The sequence below is a fragment of the Ochrobactrum sp. PL_is483 genome (assembly GCF_055816855.1).
Genome location: NZ_JBVPGS010000034.1, coordinates 61856 through 79045, shown reverse-complemented (window position 1 = coordinate 79045; position 17190 = coordinate 61856). Strand labels below are relative to the sequence as shown.

The window sequence follows — 17190 nt, the reverse complement described above, 5'->3', positions numbered from 1 at the left end:
ATGATTTCCGGTGAACTGGCGAAGCCGCTTCTTGTCACCAATGTCAAGCCGGTGGCTTTCGGCGCAGAACATGCCAATACGACGACGGATATTCTGGTAGGAAAGACCGGCAACATCATCGCTATCGGCAAGTCGTTGAATGCACCTGCTGATGCGCACCTTGTCGATGGTAAGGGAGCCTGGATTTCGCCGGGTTGGGTCGACCTGCATGTCCACATCTGGCACGGCGGTACGGATATTTCGATACGTCCTTCGGAGTGTGGCGCCGAGCGAGGGGTGACGACGCTCGTTGATGCCGGTTCGGCGGGGGAGGCGAATTTCCATGGCTTCCGGGAATATATCATCGAACCGGCCAAAGAACGGATCAAAGCCTTTCTCAATCTCGGCTCTATCGGCCTTGTCGCCTGCAACCGCGTCCCGGAATTACGTGATATCAAAGACATAGATCTCGACCGTATTCTCGAATGCTACGCGGCCAATAGCGAGCATATTGTCGGCATCAAGGTCCGGGCCAGCCACGTCATCACCGGGTCATGGGGCGTTACACCTGTCAAGCTTGGCAAGAAGATCGCCAAGATACTTAAGGTGCCGATGATGGTGCATGTCGGCGAACCCCCTGCGCTTTATGACGAGGTTCTGGAAATCCTCGGCCCCGGCGATGTGGTCACACATTGCTTCAACGGGAAATCCGGCTCCAGCATCATGGAAGACGAAGACCTATTCAATCTTGCGGAACGCTGTGCGGGCGAAGGCATCCGGCTGGACATTGGCCATGGTGGAGCATCTTTCTCGTTCAAGGTCGCCGAAGCAGCGATTGAACGGGGTCTCCTTCCATTTTCGATCTCGACAGATTTGCACTGCCATTCGATGAACTTCCCCGTCTGGGATTTGGCGACAACCATGTCCAAGCTGCTGTCGGTCAAAATGCCGTTTGAAAATGTCATCGAAGCCGTCACGCATAACCCGGCGTCGGTGATCAAGCTCTCGGTGGAAAACCGGCTGTCCGTTGGACAACGTGCCGATTTCACGATCTTTGATTTGGTCGATGCCGACCTGGAGGCGACGGATTCCAATGGCGATGTGTCTCGACTGAACAGGCTGTTCGAACCCCGTTACGCAGTCATCGGTGCTGAGGCTATTACGGCCAGCCGCTATATACCGCGCGCCCGCAAACTTGTTCGCCATAGCCATGGCTATTCGTGGCGCTGATGCTGTCCGCACAACCCTGAATCAACGGGGAACTCCCGCGACGAAATGATGAGGAAAATTCGTGTCTCATTCTCTCCTGACGACTGAAGTAATGCATTCTCCCTATGAGCGGTTGGTTTCGCTTGGCATAACTTTGCCGCCGCCGCCACCGCCCATCGCGAATTTTGTCACGTATGTGCAGGAGGGCAATATCCTTTACCTTTCAGGTCAGGGGCCTAGGGAAGAGAGTGGGCATTTGCGTGCGGGCAAGGTTGGTGGCGATATCGGCGTGGATCAAGCCTATCAGGATGCCCGACTAACGGGCATCAATCTGCTGGCTGTCATGCATGAGGCGCTTGGCGACCTTTCCCGCGTGAAACGCGTGGTGAAGCTCTTGGGTATGGTCAATGCCGTGCCGGACTTTGAATTGCATCCCAATGTCATCAATGGCTGCTCTGATCTTTTCATCGAAGTGTTTGGTACTGCCGGACAACATGCACGTTCAGCCGTCGGCTTGGGTTCCTTGCCGGGCAATATCACGGTTGAAATCGAAGCGATCGTCGCCCTGAACGACTAGGACAGCGTCAATGATTCCGCCAGCCCATCAGCTTTTCGATCTTCGCCGCCGAAGCTCGCACCTGACTGGTGTAGTGGCTTTCGTCGGAAAGCACTTTCTGTTCAGGAAGCACGATGGAGATCGTCGCAACGCATTGTCCATCGCGGTCGCAAATCGGGGACGCAATACAGGCAACCGCATAGTCGGATTCTGCAATCTGGATCGAGAGCCGTTCGTCAAACGCTTTCGCTGCTGCCTCCGAAAGACTTGTGGCGTCGACTTCGGCTCGACCTGTGGGAGAAGTCCGGGCGCAGCGCTTGAAAAGCTCGATCCGTTCATTTTCCGCCAAATGCCCGACCAGAAGGCGGCCGGATGCAGTCCAGTTCAAGGGTACTCTTGTGCCGACACGCGAGGCAACCTGAAATGGGCTTGGCCCGTCCGCCATGGCGAGAACAAGCATATGGTCCCCATCCCGGCCGCAGAGTTGTACCGCTTCGTTTGTTTCGCGGCACAGATCGTGCATCTCGTGCGTGGCGACGCTCATGAAATCAAGCGACCGCGCGTAAGCAAGACCATAATGATAGAGCCGCGCACCGAGCCAGATCGCACCGTCCGCGTTGCGGGCGAGCATGTTCTTTTCAACGAGATCATCGATGGTCACATACACGGTCGACAAAGGTGCCTTGATCGCTTTCGCAATCGCATAGGGACCAGCCGGAGCACCGGTTTCATAAAGATAATCAATTACCTGCAACGCACGATCTATACCGCTCACGCGCGAGCGGCGTGACGACTTGGTTTCGGTGTCATCCGCAGGGGATGTTTCGGTGGGGATAGCGGCTGACGATAGTTTCAATCAAGTGCTCCGTGTGAAATTCGAGAATTTATTACATTATTATGGCATAAATGTCGATGCCTGAGACAATGAAAGAAATGGGAGAATTGAAATGACTGATGATATCCGCCGCAAGATCGGGCTTCGGCCAGTCATCAATGTTTCCGGGACGATGACATCGCTCGGCGCATCCATCGTCGTGCCGGAGGCAATAGAGGCGATGGCGGCGATCCTGCCTCACTTCGTCGAGATCAATGATCTCCAGCGCAAGGCAAGTGAAGTGATAGCCCGACTGACAGGCGGCGAAGCTGGTTTCGTCACGGCGTCTTGCTCCTCAGGCATTACGCTCGCCGTGGCCGGTGCGATGACAGGCAATAATCTTCTCGCAATTGAGAAATTGCCGGATGCCACACCGGAAAGGAATGAAATCCTTGTGCAGACTGGCCATGTGGTCAGTTATGGTGCTCCGGTCGATCAGGCCATCCGGCTTGCGGGAGGCAAAGTCGTCCTGATCGGACAGGCGACATCGACCCATCGCTATCACATGGAAAATGCGATTACCGAAAAGACGGCTGCGGCGGTTTATGTCGTATCACACCACGTCGTCGACTATGGCCTTCTGCATCTAAGCGAGTTTGTCGAGATCGCGCATGCCAAGAGCGTGCCCGTGATAGTGGATGCTGCATCCGAATACGACCTGAAGCTGTTTCTGGAAAGCGGCGCTGATATCGCAATCTATTCAGGACACAAGTTTCTGGGTGGTCCGACATCCGGCATCGTTGCAGGCAAGAAGGAACTTGTCCGCAATGCTTTCCTGCAAAATCTCGGTATCGGGCGCGGAATGAAAGTTGGCAAAGAGAGCATTTACGGCGTTATGGCAGCACTGGAAGCATGGGAAATGCGCGACCATGCCGCAATCCGAGAGAGGGAGACCGGCTATCTGGAACTGTGGAAGAAGACGCTGGATGGCCGTCCCGGTATCACAGCCCTGATCGAACCAGATCCCACAAACAACCCGCTCGACCGCCTGCGGGTGGTCGTATCGCCAGCTGATGCCCGCACCACAGCTTGGGATTTGGTAACGGCTCTTGCGCGAGGCAACCCGCCGATCATCACCCGTGACCATGAGGTAGAGCACAACTATTTCTATCTTGACCCCTGCAATCTCCATCCAAGTCAGGAAACCATCGTTGCTCAACGGTTGGGCGAGGAACTCGACAAAGCCCGGGCATCGAACGAGCTTATCGCCACGCCCTTTGAGGAGCGAAGCAAGCATCGCTTTGACGGTTTGCTGCGTTGGCCCGATTGATGGCCGGAAGGGTCTAAAGGAAAGCGGAGGAACATCATGATGGCTGAGAATATTGGACCGGTAGGCAAAAACGAACCTGTTTTATCCGTTCGAGGACTGACCACGTCTTTTATGGCCGATGGGAACTGGAAACCGGTTGTCAACGATGTTTCCTTCGATGTTCATCCTGGAGAAACGGTGGCAATCGTCGGGGAGTCCGGCTCTGGCAAGAGTGTTACTTCGCTGTCGATCATGCGCCTTCTGCAGAAGGATACGAGCCGCATCGAAGGCAGTATCAGGCTGGGAGATCGTGAGCTTCTGACACTCGCGGAAGAAAAAATGCGCCAGATACGTGGCAAAGAAATCGCTATGATCTTTCAGGAGCCGATGACGAGCCTCAATCCGCTCTTCACGATCGGGGACCAGATTTCGGAAGCACTGCTCTGTCATTCACAAATGTCCAAGGCAGATGCGCGCGCTGAAACGGTCCGCTTGCTTGAAAAGGTCCGCATTTCATCCGCAGCCTCCCGCTTGGATGAATATCCGCATCGTTTTTCGGGTGGTATGCGTCAGCGCGTCATGATCGCAATGGCTCTGGCATCAAAACCCAAACTGCTGATCGCGGATGAACCGACAACGGCCCTGGATGTGACTATTCAGGGGCAGATACTCGATCTTATCAAGACGCTACAGGAAGAAGAGGGAACGTCTGTTCTTTTCATCACACATGATATGGGCGTGGTGGCTGAAATATCGGATCGTACTGTCGTCATGTTTCGTGGCAGGCAGGTTGAGACAGGAAAGACAGCGGATATTTTCCGGCAGAACAAGCACCCCTATACGCGAGCACTTTTGTCGGCGGTTCCCGTACTTGGAACAATGCGGGGTCGTCAACATCCCCTGCGGTTTCCGATAGTAGACAATGCGACCGGCCTTTCGGAAAAGCCAGTCGAGGTGGCAGATACGGTAGATAAGGCCGATGGAGCGGTCCTTGAAGTCAAAGGCCTTACCAAGCGCTTCGAGATTTATTCGGGCTTCATGGCCCGCTTGAGCGGACGTGTTCACGCAGTTGAAAATGTGTCCTTTGACATTCGTAGAGGCGAAACTCTCTCGCTGGTTGGCGAGAGCGGGTGCGGAAAATCGACGACCGGGCGAGCCGTCATGCGACTGACTGAACCGGATTCCGGTGAAGTCCTCGTTGAAGGGCGCAATATTCTGACCCTCGACAAGCTGGCCATGCGCGAGATGCGTCGAACAGTCCAGATGATCTTTCAGGATCCCTATGCATCATTGAACCCGCGCATGACGGTGGGAGCCGCTATCGCGGAACCTTACGTTGAACACCGGCTGGGTAGCGCAAAGGAAGCGAAGGAAGTTGTTGCAGACATGCTGGAAAAGGTTGGCCTGACGCCGGATATGGCAAAGCGGTATCCGCATGAATTTTCCGGTGGGCAAAGGCAGCGTATCTGTATTGCGCGTGCACTGGCCTTAAAGCCGAAAGTTATCGTTGCCGATGAAAGTGTCTCTGCACTTGATGTTTCAATCAAGGCACAGGTCATCAATCTCATGCTCGATCTGCAGCAGGACCTTGATCTAGCATTCTTGTTCATTTCCCATGATATGGCCGTCGTAGAACGTGTAAGCCACCGTGTGGCAGTTATGTATCTGGGCGAAATTGTTGAAATTGGTCCGAGGTCGGCAGTATTCGATAATCCCCAACATGACTATACACGCAGGTTGATGGCGGCAGTTCCGGTTCCTGATCCTGATCGGCGCAAGTCCGTGCTTTCAAACGAAGGGGGAGAGCTCAAGAGCCCAATCCGTCCTGCGAATTTCGTGGTGCCTTTGCGTGAATATCGAGAGGTATCGCCGCAGCACTTCGTTGCGTTCTAGGGCGATCATGTTTGAAAGACTATGTTTCTCTTGTGCAGAAGAATGAATGCGAGGTTTGCAGCGCGAATAGTTGACCTGCAGAGCAGATTTTCTTCGGCTGTACACGAACACATTACATTCCAATAGCAAATAACCCACGTTACGCCCACTGGCCCAAAACGGAGCAAACAGAATGACTCGTGTCCTTAGAATTGCAGCAGCACAAATGGGTCCGGTCAATTCCGGTGAGCCACGCACTGAAACAGTTGGTCGGTTATTGGCTCTCCTTGATCTGGCTGCGGATGAAGGATGCGATGTCGCGGTCTTTCCAGAACTGGCACTGTCGACCTTTTTTCCCAGATTGTATCGTTTCGATATTTCCGATGCTGACGCTTTTTACGAGCACATTATGCCGAACTGTGATGTGCAGCCCTTGTTTGATCATGCCAAACGCCGCCGCATTGGCTTCAGCCTTGGTTATGCAGAGATTGCGAATGATGGTGAGAATACGCATCGGTACAACACCCAGATCCTTGTCGACAAAGATGGCCGCATTGTATCCAAGTATCGGAAAGTGCATCTGCCGGGGCATACCGATCATCGACCCGAGGATCCGTTCCAGAATCTCGAAAAATATTACTTCGAGGTCGGCAATCTAGGCTTCCCAGTGGTAGACGCCTTCGGCGGTCGGATAGGCATGTGCATTTGCAATGACCGAAGGTGGCCAGAAACCTATCGCATGATGGGCTTGCAAGGCGTCGAGCTAATCGCGCTGGGATATACGACACCAGTTTATAATCCACGAGCAAAGCAAACCCCCGAACTGCGCATGTTTCAAAGTAGGCTGTGTATGCAGGCAGGTGCGTATCAAAACTCCACGTTCGTCGTGGGTGTGGCCAAAGCCGGCAAGGAAGATGGCGTCGACCTAATGGGGGGATCATGCATTATACATCCGGATGGTCGCGTTATCGCCGAGACAACCGGGCTGGATGATGAGATAGCGTTCGCGGATTGCGACTTGGACGATTGTGTTAATGGCAAAATGGAGGAGTTTAACTTCGAGCGCAATCGGCGGCCCGAGTTATACAACGGTCTGCTCACACCTCACGCAAGCTTTCGGTAACACTTAGACGTGAGTTTGAATCCAATTCGGCTAACACCGTGAGAAAAATTTACTGGAGACGCCACAAGGGCTGAACGGGAGCACCGTATCAATACGACGCAGACCCTCCCATCGCGGCGTTCTTCATCAGCGCGCTACAACTAGTTGCTTTCGCGTCCGGCATCGTAAATCGTTCCGATATCTCGCTAGTGCCGTCAATGCATCAAATCCTGAACGAGGCTCGGATCTTGCGCAGGCGCGCATTTCAAGGAATCGGAACTGTAGGTTTTGCATAGGCTTTTGCGTTCGTCACGATCAGGCGCGGCCGTGGAAACGTCTGTCGATCAGCTTGGTGCCTCTCTGGCTTGGCGTAGAGCCGAAATCTGGAGTACCGCGAACAGTGCGACAGCCAGGGCCTGTGCGACGACAAAGGCGACGCCAAACATGTTCGGCTCCACGCTGGCGAGGAGAATGGCGAAACTGGCAAGCACTCACGCTACATTTAACAACACGATATCGAAAAGCACGACGCGCGAAGCGTTCTCGCGTCCTGCCAGCACAGCAAGCAACGCCACAAAGGGAACAGCACCACTCCCGCCCAAAACAGCCGCGGGACCGGCAAGTCGAGGAATGGCCCAAGCATTTGCGCGCCTGCTACCATCAACAGGGCGGCTGCGCCGGAAATCACGGCATCGAGCCGAAGAATGGTCTTCAGGAAGGGAGTCATCGGAACGGTCATGATTTTCTCCGTGGGAGAAATTCGGATCGGACCTCCAAACCGAACCGTCCGATGGTGGTTCACACAGAAAAGACCTTGCTAAACGGGCCGTTCCACATATGCAACAGAACCATCAGAAACTGTTGCGTTCGTGATAGGTGCGCAGGAAGCTCTGAATACGGGCGTCTTCGGGTTGATGTAGAATCCGGGCAGGAGCGTCCACGCCCACCAGTTCGCCCTTTTCCATGAAGGCCACCTGATCGGCGACATGGGCCGCAAACCCCATTTCATGGGTTACCACGACCATGGTCATTCCTTCAGCAGCAAGCGTCTTCATTACGCTCAGCACTTCACCAACCAGTTCAGGATCGAGCGCCGATGTAGGCTCGTCGAATAACATCAGCCGCGGCTCCATGGCGATGGCGCGGGCGATGGCCACCCGCTGCTGCTGGCCGCCGGACAGGCGGGAAGGAAAGCTGGCTGTCTTGTCAGACAGTCCCACTTTTCTCAATGCCTCGGCAGCCCGGGCCTCTGCTTCCGCCCTCGGCAGGCCACGTACTCGCAGCAATCCCTCGGCGACATTCTGAAGCGCGGTCATGTGCGGCCACAGATTGAACTGCTGGAACACCATGCCGATGGAGCGGCGCATCTCCCGCAGCTTGCTGCCCGGCATCTTGCGACCGCCCGGGCTGACATAACCGATCATCTGCCCATCGATGCTGATTTCGCCGGAATCATATTCCTCCAGAAAATTGATGCAGCGCAGCAGCGTGGACTTACCCGAGCCTGACGGCCCAATCAGACAGGTGACCTTGCCGGGCAGGATAGACAAGTTCACATCTTTCAGCGCATGAAAGGGGCCGTAGAATTTGTTGACCTTGCGGATCTCGACGGATGACGCGGCAAGCATCTTACGTCCTTTCAACCAGATGTTTCGTTATGCGCGCTTCCAGCCAGCGGCCGGCGCGTGAGATTGTCTCGACCAGTGCCCAGAAAAACAGCGCCAACACGAGATTTGCTTCGAGATAGCGGAAGGTTTCCGTGGACATGCGCTGCACAGAATACATGAGTTCAGGCACCGTGATGATCGACAGGATCACTGTTTCCTTGGTCAGAATGATCGAGAAATTGACCAGTGCAGGTAGGGCCGAGACGAGGCCGAGCGGCAGGAGAATCCGACGCACGATGGTTGGTTCCGACATGCCGATGGCTCGGGCGGCCTCAAGCTGCCCCACCGGCACGGCGAGGAAGCCGGCGCGGAAGATTTCGGCGAAATAGGGGCTGCCGTAGACCGTCAGGCCCACAAGCCCCGCAGTCAGCGCCTCGAGCCGCAATCCGATCAGCGGGCCGCCATAATAGAGAACGAAGAGCTGCACGAGAAAGGGCGTGCCGCGAATGATCTCGATATAGGCCTGGATCAGCCAGGACACCGGGCGCGGCCCGTAGCGCTGCACGAGCGCGATGACAAGACCCAGCGCCATTCCAAAGAGAGTACCCAGCGCCCAGCACAGGATCGTCAGCGCAAAGCCGTTCGACAGGATAGGCCAATATTGTTGCAGGATCGTCAGGCTCATGTGGCGCTCATCCTGTGTTCGAGATAGCGCCCCAGTGCGGATAGGCAAAGATTGATGAGCAGATAGATGCACGCGGCTGCAACATACACTTCCAGAGGACGGAAAGTGGTGGCCGCCTGTGCCTGGCTGGCGCGTGTGACTTCCAGTATGCCGACCACGGAAACCAGCGATGAAGCCTTGACCAGCAGGATCATCTCATTGACAAGGGCAGGCAGTGAAAGCCTGGCCGCCTGGGGCAGAATGATCCGGGTCCAGATGTCGCGCGGACCCATGCCGATGGCGGTTGCGGCTTCGGCCTGTCCGGGTGGCAAGGCGATGATCGCACCGCGCCAGATTTCCGAAACATAGGCGCTGGAACAGATGCCGACCGTAACCACGGCGGCGACCAGCGCGGGAACATTGATGCCGATGACGGGCAGAAGATAATAGCAAAGCAGAAGCTGCACCAGCAGCGGAACCCCGCGCAGAAAACTCACCCAGAGTGCAGCAAACCTGCGCAGCCAGACTCTGCGGGAAAGTGCCGCCGCGCAGATCAGCGCACCGATCACCAGTCCCAGTCCGATGCCCAGCAAGGATATCAGCAGCGTGAAACGCGCCGCCCAGAAGAGCGGCCCGAAGCTGGCCAGAAAGGTCGAGGTGGAAAACATCGCTGCTCCGTTTGGTGGCGGGCAGGATTGCTCCTGCCCGCATCTCGTATCACTTGGTCGGAACTTCGCGAGGCAGTTCGGTATAGGTGCCCAGCCATTTCTCCTGAATGGTCTTGATGCGGCCGTCATCCGTCATCTTGAGAATCGCGTCATTCACTGCCTTGATGAAGCTTGCACTGTCGGCGTCCTTGCGAGCCACCCAGGCGAAGTAGGTCGGATTGCCGAAGGTCGGCTTGTCAAACATCGCGAAGGTTTCCGGCCGTGTCTTCACCAGATAGGTGAGGTTGGGCAAGGAGCCGGCGACGGCATCCAGACGCCCGGCCGCCAGGTCGGCATAAGCCTCGTCGGTGGTCCCGTATTCCTTAACGGTCACGCCGCCGAGCTTCTCACCAAAAGCCTGCAACTGCTTGAACTGCGCCGTGCCCTGCTGGACGCCGACGGTCTTGCCCTTGATGTCCTCTGGCTTCTTCATTTCGGTGTTGCTGGCGGCATGCACCAGCGCCACCGTGGCGTCGGCGATCGGCAGGCTGAAGGCGTAGCGTTCGAGACGCTCGGGGGTGATGGTGACGGGCGCGATCACGATATCGAATTTCTTCACCTCGAGACCGGGAAGTTCCGCAGTCCACGGAATATCCTGGTAAACCGGCTCCGCGCCGAGTTCCTTGGCGACGCCGTCGAAGAGATCCTTCGTCATGCCTTCATACGTGCCGTTGGTCAGCATGTCGAAGGGCGCATAGTGCATATCGGTGGCTGTTTCAATCTTGCCCTTCGCCTTGATATCCGACAGCTGATCGGCCATCGCAGGCATGGTCAAGCCCAGCACGGCGATACCGAGGAGGGCGGATTTCAATGTTCCCGAAAACGTCATTTTATTTTCTCCCAGATAAACTGCGTGGCGATGTTCGCCCTACAGAACGTTATTAAGCACATTTCACGTGGTGCCGGATATGGCCGCTCACAGAAAAGTCGGGCGAGATGATAACCGACCCCCGTCAGGCCAGCATATTGCCGGAGATGATCATGCGCTGGATTTCGCTGGACCCTTCATAGATACGCATAATGCGCAGGTCTCGATTGATCCGCTCTATGGGGAAATCACGCGTATAACCGTAACCGCCATGTATTTGCAGCGCTATATCAGCTATTTTCCCGGCTGCTTCAGAAGCGCCGAGCTTGGCCATGGATGCTGCCAGCGAAAAGCGTCCACCATGGTGATGTGCTAGATCGCGCTGGCGCGAGGCCTCCTGCGACAGCAAAAGTGCAGAATGATATGCAAGGGCCATATCGGCAATCATCCATCGAATGCCCTGCCGTTCCGACAGCGGCATGCCGCCGATGATGCGTTCTTTCGCATAGGCGATGGCAGCATTCATCGCCGCGCCAGCAAGGCCGAGACATTGGGCGGCCACTTCAATGCGGCCATTGTCGAGCACCTGCATGGCAGTGCGAAAGCCCTTGCCCTCTTCACCGAGCAAAGCATGTTCGGGAAGCGTGCAGTCCAGATTGAGCGTGAAGACATGGCCGCCTTTGAGGCCCATTGTCTTCTCGGCCGGACCCGCCTCGAAACCGGGGGTATCCTTCGGCAGAATAAAAGCAGAAATACCTCGATGCGCCATTGCAGGATCAGTCACTGCATACACCACAATGAAGTCGGCCAAACCGCCGTTCGAAATAAAGCACTTTGTGCCTTTGAGATGCCAGCCGCCTTCTATTCGCTTGGCACGTGTCTTCATGTCTGCAGGATCGGAGCCTGCTGTCGGCTCGGTGAGCGCGAAGGCGGCGAGCGCTTCCCCGCTGGCAGCTTTGGGCAACCACTCCTGTTTCTGAGCCTTGGTGCCGCCGATCAGAATGGAATCGGTTGCCAGATAATGCGCTGTCAGTGCCGAGGCGGTGGACCCGCAGGCGGCAGCCACGATCGACACGGCTCGCAACAGAGCGGGCGCGGAAATGCCGCTGCCGCCATAGGCTTCCGGCAAGTTGGCTCCCATCATGCCTGCTTCGCCGAGCGTGGCGATCTGCCGGTCGACAAAGCGCGATGTCTCGTCGGTCTCTGCCGCCAGCGGCGCAATTTTGTCAGCACATATCCGCTCCAGCACATCGCAGAACAGGCTCTCTTCTTCGGCCAGCATATGCCAAGGATCATTGAACTGCGTCATGCGCGCTCCTTCAGTCCGAATTCCTTCAACACCGTTGCGATGTCGCCGCCAAGTCGTGGTGCGGCGGTCGCAGCGACGGGCTTGTGTCCATTGAAACGAACGGGCTGTCCAACCACTGGCACCTGACCCAGAACCGAATGGGCAAGCTGGGTGACAAGGCTGCGTGCGGTGGCATGTTCATTGTCGGCGGCCTGCGCGATGTTCCAGATTGGCGCCGCTGGCAGACCTTCCGCTGCCAGCGCAGACACCGCGTCTTCAGTGGTCAGGCTGCCCGACCATTCCTCGATGAGTGCCTTGAGTGCCGGTTCATGCTCGGTACGGCTGCTGTCGCTGGCAAAACGCGGATCTTCAGCGATCTCGGGTTTGCCCATCAGTTTTGCCAGTTTTCCGAACTGCCCTCCGTTCAGCACTGCGATTACCACCTCGCCGTCACTTGTCTTGAAGCAGCCGAAAGGCGTGGATATCGGATGTCGGTTGCCAACACGGCTTGGCAGAACGCCGCTGTAGAAATGCTGGGCGTGGCTGGTGGTCAACATCGAAAACAGCGCGTCATACATGGCAACATCGAGCGTCGCGCCATGCCCCGTTGCATTGCGCTGAACCAGTGCGGCCATAATCGACCAGCTAGCAAACAGGCCCGCGATCAGATCGGCGATGCTTTCGCCGGTTTTCAGTGGCGCGCCGCCTTCCTCGCCGGTCGCTGTCATCAAGCCGGACATGGCCTGCACCACCAGGTCATAGGCTGGAAGGTCCCTGAACGGTCCCTCCTGTCCGAAACCGGAAATGGAACAATAGATGAGCCGGGGATTGGCTTCGCGTAAGGCGGCTGCGCCAAGTCCCAGCCGGGCGGCAACGCCCGGACGGAAATTTTCGACAACTACGTCCACGCGCGCCGCGAGCGTCTGCGCCAATTCCAGGTCAGCTTGGTTTTTAAGATCGAGTGCTATGCTTTTTTTGCCGCGATTGTTGAGCGTGAACAAGGCACTTTCACCCTCCTTGAACGGCCCGACATGTCGATAGTCGTCGCCGGAAAGTGGTTCCAGCTTGATGATTTCCGCGCCCAGATCGGCGAGTAGTGCCGTGCAATACGGCCCCGCGAGAACGCGGGACAGATCGAGCACTCGGATTCCGGTCAGCGGGCCGCTCATATTTTCAACTCCCGGCCCGGGATTTCGGTCCGTTCGGCTCGGTCGTCTTCGAGAATGATGGAAGTACGTTCTGCAGGGAGAGAGCTCCTCTGCTTTCCCTCCTTACGCGCGGTGGCATGCTTCAAAATCTGCATCTGGGCTTGCTCCCGAAAGCCTCGTTATTCTTTGAGCTAATCATAAAAATTTATATATGTCTAAACTTATTTCTTTATATATTTAAACTTATCGATGGGCTAAACTGGCGAGCACGGTGTGGGCGTTCTTGTTGCGAAAGTCGGAATGGACATGTATCGTTCGGCGCTTAGCGTGTTGAATTGTCGCTGCGTGCCCTTAGGGTTGAATGCAGGAGCGCGGCTGCAGGACGTAAATTCGATGCCAAATAGGCTAGCCAGTGACGTCCGGGCTGCGAGGCGTCATAAGATGCGAAATGGCAGGCAACTTGACCATTATCGTATGATTGCTGATTACCTGATTTCTATCGGCGGATTGCAGGAGTGCATGTGATCGACAAGCGATCTGGCGGCCATCTGGGCTCTACGTCTCCAAAAGCACAGAAAATTGCCAGCGAAGTGCGGCGCCGCATCGTTGAACTTGAATGGCGTCAGGGCGACCGAATTCCGGACGAGGCCGATCTTGCGATCGAGTTTGACGTCGCGCGAGCAACCGTCAACAAGGCATTGCAGCTTCTGGCCGACGAAGGATTGTTGGATCGCCGCCGCCGAGCCGGTACCCGTATAGCGATTGATCCGGTGCGCAAGGCGACAGTCTCAATCTCGATTGTGCGTGAACAGGTCGAACAGGCCGGCATGGTCTACAGTTATCGCGTCGTAGCACAGCGAAAAAGTCCGATCCCGGCAGAGATTGCGGCGCGGCTCGGCCTTCCGGAAGGGGAGATTCTCGTTCATATGCGGGCAGTGCATTACGGCAACGGCCAGCCCTTCCAACTGGAGGACCGCTGGGTCAATCTGCGCGCATCACCTGAACTTGAAAAGGCGGATTTCTGGCAACTGAATGCCAATGAATGGCTGGTGCGCAACGCGCCTTATTTGAGAGCTGACCTGACATTTTCAGCCGAAAATGCCAATCGCCGCGATGCCAGATTGCTACAGACTGAACCAGGGCAGGCATTGCTGATCATGCATCGCACGACCTGGAATGCCCTGGGCCCCATCACAACCGCCAGGGTGGCGTTCCAGCCTGGCCATCTCGTAAGTACAGAAAAAGGTGCGAACCGAGGCTGATTTCGATCGCGTCATACTGCGGAAAACTGTGATTGGCGACTTCGGCGAGCTAGCCGGACACATAGGCCCTGGGCCGAACTCACTTATAGCGAGATAGCCATTGCAGCTCACGGCCCTCTGTTCAAGCGCGCCTTGAACCATTGAGGTCAGACTGCTTCTTTCAAAATAGCGCGGAAAGGCTGGGGTGCTGTGCCGAGATATCCCGCAACCATCACCGCTGATGGTCGAAAATCTCGGTACTCGCTATTTCGTCTCCTGGCCGCTTCAGGAGGGAAGATGAAGCGAGGGGAAAATCCGTTCAATCGGTTACGCCGAAGGGCTCTGGCCGAAACCAGGAGATCGTCGGGGCCGGATTAGGCGACGGGTGCGTTTCTGGCGTCGAAAGGCCTGGGACGCTCGGAAACCGTGCGGGCGGCATTTTCAATCAAGGGCCCAAAATTGTCGCTGAAGCTTTCTACCGACCATTCCTGTAAATTGCCGGCGATATGGATTGCTCCGATGGGCACGCCCTTTGCATCAGTAACGGGCGCGCCGATTGCTATTTCGTGGGCCAGCAACTGACGGCAGAGAACGGAGTGTCCCCGTCTGCGCGTCGCATCGACCTGTTCCATTACGCCAGCAAGATCGGTGATCGTATAGGGCGTGAACGGGGTGAGGTCGGAACGGTTTACGATATCCGCAATCCGGTCGTCCGGCAGGCGCGACAGGACTGCGATGCCGCCCGCCGTGCAGTAAGTGGGAACCGCATTGCCAACGATGGTAGCGCTAAAGACTTCGTGTTTTGACGGCATACGCAGGGCATAGACCAGCCGTATATCATCGAAAAGCGATAGATCCACGCGTTCGCGCACCCTTCGGCGCAGTTCCAGCATAACCGGATTGGCTCGCTGCAGCATCGGGTTCAGCCGCAGAAAATCATGTGTCATATCGAGAATTCGCAAGCCGGGAAGATAGCCGCGATCCTCCGGGTCCCGCGCAACCATGCCGAGCTTCATAAGCGAATTGACGATGCGCTGCGTCGCGCTGCGATCAAGTCCCGACGCGGTCGCTATCTGCGTAAGGGATAGCGGGTGCCGAGCGCTCTGGAAGGCGGACAGCACAGCGACCGTGCGCGCAACCGAACGTAGAAACAAGGGGTCGTTTTTGAATTCATCCGCTTCGTCAGGGTCGAAAGTGGACAGTCCGGTCAGGTCGCGAAATTGGTTCATGGGAACAAGCTTTAGTCGCCATTCATAGATTGACAAGGAGCAAAATTGATTCCTATCATTAAAAACAATATAGATGTATCGCTGACAGATACACGGTTTCGCTCTGGGGATAAATCGGTAGATGGGAGTATGCTCGTGCTCAAGCGCGTGGCTGTGGCTGGCTTCTTGCATGAAACGAACACCTTCGCCTCGGCGCCAGCAGATATGGCGGCGTTTGTCCAGGGAGGCGGATATATTCCGCTGTCTCGCGGCGAGGCGGTTCTTCAAAATGCGCGTAATGTAAATCTCGGGATTGCCGGTGCGCTGGATTTCGCTCGCGAAGCGGGGTGGGAAGTCGTTCCCATCTTGTGGGCCGGCGCCATTCCATCCGCCCCGGTCACCCGGGATGCCTATGAAGCCATCGTTTCGGAAATTGTCGAAGGGCTTAAGGATTGCGGCCGGCTCGACGGAATCTTCATCGACTTGCATGGTGCTATGGTCGCCGCCCATGTCGACGATGGCGAAGGGGAGCTTCTTCAGCGAGTCCGTGCGGTTCGCCCGACCGAACCGATAGCTGTCGCCCTTGATCTCCACGGCAATATCACGCGAAGGATGTTCGAACATTGCGATGTGATGGTGGGTTTTCGCACCTATCCGCATGTTGATATGGCCGAAACCGGCTATCGAGCGGCACAGGCGTTGCAGGCTTTGATGGACAAGCCGAAGGGCTTGCACAAGGCAATGCGGCAGGGGGATTACCTGATCCCGATTGCCTGGCAATGTACGGATGAGGAGCCAGCCAAAGGCCTTTATGCCATGACGGCGGAGCTGCCTGAGAATGTGCTGACGGCATCCTTGTTCATGGGCTTTCCGGCGGCAGACTTTGCCGAATGCGGGCCGTCGGTTTTCGCCTATGGTTGGGATCGAGCGGCAGTTGAGGCCCATGCAGACGCGATCACTGCCGCATTGGCCGCGGCCGAACCTTCCTTTGCCGGTACGGCCTATCAGCCGGAGGAGGGAGTGGCGAAGGCGATTGAGCTGGCGCGGGATGCGCGCCGACCGATCATCATCGCGGATACCCAGGATAATCCGGGAGCAGGTGGTAGTTCCGATACAACCGGGATGCTTCGCGCACTCGTTGCCTGTGGCGCGGAGCGGGCTTCCATCGGCTGCATTCACGACCCGGAAGCGGCAAGGATTGCACATCAGGCCGGAGAGGGAGCGGCGGTGGAAATCGCGCTCGGCGGCAAGTCGGGGATAGAGGGCGACGCGCCGTTCAAGGCCCTGTTTACCGTGGAAAAGCTTTCCGACGGCAAGGCTCATGCGACAGGACCCTATTATGGTGGAACCTGGCTGAACATGGGGCCGTCAGCCTGCCTGCGTCTGGGCGGCACACGGATCGTCGTCACCACCAATCTCGCCCAGATGGCCGATCGTGCGCTTTATCGCATGGTGGGTATCGAGCCGGAGAAGGAAGCCATTCTCGTCAACAAGAGCTCGGTACATTTTCGTGCAGACTTTGCACCCATAGCCGAACAACTTCTGGTCTGCACCGCACCGGGCGCGATGCCGCTCAGCCCGGCCAGACTGTCATGGAAAAATTTGCGTTCGGGCATACGGCTGGAGCCGCTCGGACCGGAATTTAAATAAAAACAAAAACAACCTTCAGAGGAACCCA

Annotated in this window: 17 protein-coding genes; 7 read left to right on the top strand and 10 right to left on the bottom strand. The window is 56.4% G+C overall.

The annotated features are described in order from the left end of the window. Positions 1 to 1209 (top strand): amidohydrolase/deacetylase family metallohydrolase, encoded by a 1209-nt coding sequence (locus AC0TNJ_RS10655; protein WP_473771079.1) that lies wholly within the window; start codon positions 1 to 3, stop codon positions 1207 to 1209. Between the two features lie 91 nt (positions 1210 to 1300). After that, the gene (locus AC0TNJ_RS10650) at positions 1301 to 1765 is read left to right on the top strand and encodes a RidA family protein (RefSeq protein WP_473767878.1); all 465 of its coding nucleotides are present in this window, start codon (positions 1301 to 1303) and stop codon (positions 1763 to 1765) included. 7 nt (positions 1766 to 1772) lie between these two features. On the opposite strand, the gene AC0TNJ_RS10645 is transcribed toward AC0TNJ_RS10650, so the two are convergent. Then, positions 1773 to 2600 carry an IclR family transcriptional regulator gene (locus AC0TNJ_RS10645; RefSeq protein ID WP_473771078.1) on the bottom strand — a complete coding sequence of 276 codons (828 nt, stop codon included), beginning with the start codon at positions 2598 to 2600 and terminating at the stop codon, positions 1773 to 1775. A gap of 91 nt (positions 2601 to 2691) precedes the next feature. Here AC0TNJ_RS10645 and AC0TNJ_RS10640 point away from each other — a divergent pair, with 91 nt between their 5' ends. From AC0TNJ_RS10640 to AC0TNJ_RS10630, 3 genes are all read left to right on the top strand, one after another. Next, positions 2692 to 3888 carry an aminotransferase class V-fold PLP-dependent enzyme gene (locus AC0TNJ_RS10640; RefSeq protein WP_473771077.1) on the top strand — a complete coding sequence of 399 codons (1197 nt, stop codon included), beginning with the start codon at positions 2692 to 2694 and terminating at the stop codon, positions 3886 to 3888. Positions 3889 to 3927: 39 nt separating this feature from the next. After that, positions 3928 to 5760 (top strand): ABC transporter ATP-binding protein, encoded by a 1833-nt coding sequence (locus AC0TNJ_RS10635; RefSeq protein WP_473771076.1) that lies wholly within the window; start codon positions 3928 to 3930, stop codon positions 5758 to 5760. A gap of 172 nt (positions 5761 to 5932) precedes the next feature. Beyond that, positions 5933 to 6862 (top strand): N-carbamoyl-D-amino-acid hydrolase, encoded by a 930-nt coding sequence (locus tag AC0TNJ_RS10630; protein WP_473771075.1) that lies wholly within the window; start codon positions 5933 to 5935, stop codon positions 6860 to 6862. A 323-nt stretch (positions 6863 to 7185) separates the two neighbouring features. Here AC0TNJ_RS10630 and AC0TNJ_RS10625 read toward each other — a convergent pair whose 3' ends face one another. From AC0TNJ_RS10625 to AC0TNJ_RS10590, 8 genes are all read right to left on the bottom strand, one after another. Next, on the bottom strand, positions 7186 to 7332 hold the full coding sequence (locus AC0TNJ_RS10625) for a hypothetical protein (RefSeq protein ID WP_473771074.1): 147 nt from the start codon (positions 7330 to 7332) through the stop codon (positions 7186 to 7188). Positions 7333 to 7343: 11 nt separating this feature from the next. After that, positions 7344 to 7580, bottom strand: coding sequence for a hypothetical protein (locus AC0TNJ_RS10620; RefSeq protein WP_473771073.1), 237 nt, complete (start codon positions 7578 to 7580; stop codon positions 7344 to 7346). 112 nt (positions 7581 to 7692) lie between these two features. Beyond that, positions 7693 to 8469, bottom strand: coding sequence for an amino acid ABC transporter ATP-binding protein (locus tag AC0TNJ_RS10615; protein WP_473771228.1), 777 nt, complete (start codon positions 8467 to 8469; stop codon positions 7693 to 7695). 1 nt (position 8470) lies between these two features. Further along, complete coding sequence (locus tag AC0TNJ_RS10610) at positions 8471 to 9133, bottom strand: amino acid ABC transporter permease (protein ID WP_473767718.1); 663 nt, start codon at positions 9131 to 9133, stop codon at positions 8471 to 8473. Further along, positions 9130 to 9780: an amino acid ABC transporter permease gene (locus AC0TNJ_RS10605; RefSeq protein WP_473771072.1), complete on the bottom strand. Its 651-nt coding sequence runs from the start codon at positions 9778 to 9780 to the stop codon at positions 9130 to 9132. The genes AC0TNJ_RS10610 and AC0TNJ_RS10605 overlap by 4 nt, the downstream gene beginning before the upstream one ends. Before the next feature lie 49 nt (positions 9781 to 9829). Further along, positions 9830 to 10648 carry a transporter substrate-binding domain-containing protein gene (locus AC0TNJ_RS10600; RefSeq protein WP_122000837.1) on the bottom strand — a complete coding sequence of 273 codons (819 nt, stop codon included), beginning with the start codon at positions 10646 to 10648 and terminating at the stop codon, positions 9830 to 9832. A 124-nt stretch (positions 10649 to 10772) separates the two neighbouring features. Beyond that, positions 10773 to 11936, bottom strand: coding sequence for an acyl-CoA dehydrogenase family protein (locus AC0TNJ_RS10595; protein ID WP_473771071.1), 1164 nt, complete (start codon positions 11934 to 11936; stop codon positions 10773 to 10775). Further along, on the bottom strand, positions 11933 to 13084 hold the full coding sequence (locus AC0TNJ_RS10590) for a CaiB/BaiF CoA transferase family protein (protein ID WP_473771070.1): 1152 nt from the start codon (positions 13082 to 13084) through the stop codon (positions 11933 to 11935). Before AC0TNJ_RS10590 ends, AC0TNJ_RS10595 begins: the two co-directional genes overlap by 4 nt. Before the next feature lie 500 nt (positions 13085 to 13584). Between AC0TNJ_RS10590 and AC0TNJ_RS10585 the strand changes: the two genes are divergently transcribed. Continuing rightward, positions 13585 to 14325 (top strand): GntR family transcriptional regulator, encoded by a 741-nt coding sequence (locus AC0TNJ_RS10585; protein WP_473771069.1) that lies wholly within the window; start codon positions 13585 to 13587, stop codon positions 14323 to 14325. Between the two features lie 353 nt (positions 14326 to 14678). Here the strand turns inward: AC0TNJ_RS10585 and AC0TNJ_RS10580 are convergent, their stop codons facing one another. After that, complete coding sequence (locus AC0TNJ_RS10580) at positions 14679 to 15533, bottom strand: IclR family transcriptional regulator (RefSeq protein ID WP_473771068.1); 855 nt, start codon at positions 15531 to 15533, stop codon at positions 14679 to 14681. 129 nt (positions 15534 to 15662) lie between these two features. Between AC0TNJ_RS10580 and AC0TNJ_RS10575 the strand changes: the two genes are divergently transcribed. Continuing rightward, positions 15663 to 17162 (top strand): M81 family metallopeptidase, encoded by a 1500-nt coding sequence (locus AC0TNJ_RS10575; protein ID WP_473771067.1) that lies wholly within the window; start codon positions 15663 to 15665, stop codon positions 17160 to 17162. Positions 17163 to 17190: the final 28 nt, after the last annotated feature.

Coding starts and splice junctions, on each gene's coding strand:
- AC0TNJ_RS10615 (WP_473771228.1), bottom strand. CDS start 8,469: ATGCTTGCCGCGTCATCCGTCGAGATCCGCAAGGTCAACAAATTCTAC.
- AC0TNJ_RS10600 (WP_122000837.1), bottom strand. CDS start 10,648: ATGACGTTTTCGGGAACATTGAAATCCGCCCTCCTCGGTATCGCCGTG.
- AC0TNJ_RS10635 (WP_473771076.1), top strand. CDS start 3,928: ATGGCTGAGAATATTGGACCGGTAGGCAAAAACGAACCTGTTTTATCC.
- AC0TNJ_RS10650 (WP_473767878.1), top strand. CDS start 1,301: ATGCATTCTCCCTATGAGCGGTTGGTTTCGCTTGGCATAACTTTGCCG.
- AC0TNJ_RS10640 (WP_473771077.1), top strand. CDS start 2,692: ATGACTGATGATATCCGCCGCAAGATCGGGCTTCGGCCAGTCATCAAT.
- AC0TNJ_RS10580 (WP_473771068.1), bottom strand. CDS start 15,533: ATGAACCAATTTCGCGACCTGACCGGACTGTCCACTTTCGACCCTGAC.
- AC0TNJ_RS10575 (WP_473771067.1), top strand. CDS start 15,663: ATGCTCGTGCTCAAGCGCGTGGCTGTGGCTGGCTTCTTGCATGAAACG.
- AC0TNJ_RS10595 (WP_473771071.1), bottom strand. CDS start 11,936: ATGACGCAGTTCAATGATCCTTGGCATATGCTGGCCGAAGAAGAGAGC.
- AC0TNJ_RS10620 (WP_473771073.1), bottom strand. CDS start 7,580: ATGACCGTTCCGATGACTCCCTTCCTGAAGACCATTCTTCGGCTCGAT.
- AC0TNJ_RS10610 (WP_473767718.1), bottom strand. CDS start 9,133: ATGAGCCTGACGATCCTGCAACAATATTGGCCTATCCTGTCGAACGGC.
- AC0TNJ_RS10655 (WP_473771079.1), top strand. CDS start 1: ATGATTTCCGGTGAACTGGCGAAGCCGCTTCTTGTCACCAATGTCAAG.
- AC0TNJ_RS10590 (WP_473771070.1), bottom strand. CDS start 13,084: ATGAGCGGCCCGCTGACCGGAATCCGAGTGCTCGATCTGTCCCGCGTT.
- AC0TNJ_RS10630 (WP_473771075.1), top strand. CDS start 5,933: ATGACTCGTGTCCTTAGAATTGCAGCAGCACAAATGGGTCCGGTCAAT.
- AC0TNJ_RS10605 (WP_473771072.1), bottom strand. CDS start 9,780: ATGTTTTCCACCTCGACCTTTCTGGCCAGCTTCGGGCCGCTCTTCTGG.